Source organism: Xanthobacter autotrophicus, from assembly GCF_029991245.1.
GTDB classification, from domain to species: domain Bacteria; phylum Pseudomonadota; class Alphaproteobacteria; order Rhizobiales; family Xanthobacteraceae; genus Xanthobacter; species Xanthobacter autotrophicus_C.
Genome location: NZ_JAIVFO010000457.1, coordinates 1 through 392 on the forward strand (window position 1 = coordinate 1; position 392 = coordinate 392).

General features: G+C 70.9%; 1 protein-coding gene. It reads right to left on the minus strand.

From position 1 onward, the window contains the following. Nucleotides 1–392, minus strand: a 392-nt coding sequence (locus tag K9U41_RS23665; RefSeq protein ID WP_282643257.1) for a hypothetical protein, incomplete at both ends; no start/stop codon positions are given.

Here is a 392-nt window from a genome sequence, read left to right on the forward strand (position 1 = left end):
CGAGATCGGGGCCTTGAGGTCGTTCTGGTCGAAGCACGCGAACACCCGGTGCGCGATGTCCATCCCGCAGTAGGCCGACAGGTAGGTCTCGCCGTCCGCGGGGTCGGTGAACCGGTGCATGCCCTCCCCGGAGGTGACGTAGGGCAGCCGGGCCTCGACGGTAACCTCGACCGGCCGGCCGACGGGGAGGTCGCGGAGGGTGACCCGCTCCCCGTCGTAGGCCGCGTCGACGTCGTCCCCGTCGAGGGTGACCCTCACCCCGTCGGCGTGCCCGAGCTCCAGGAAGGTCCGCTCCGAGGCGCTGGTGAAGCGCACGCTGGTCCTCGACCCGAACCGCTCGACCGTCGCGTCGGACAGGTCGAGCTCGACGTCGTAGCTCGTCACCGTGACCT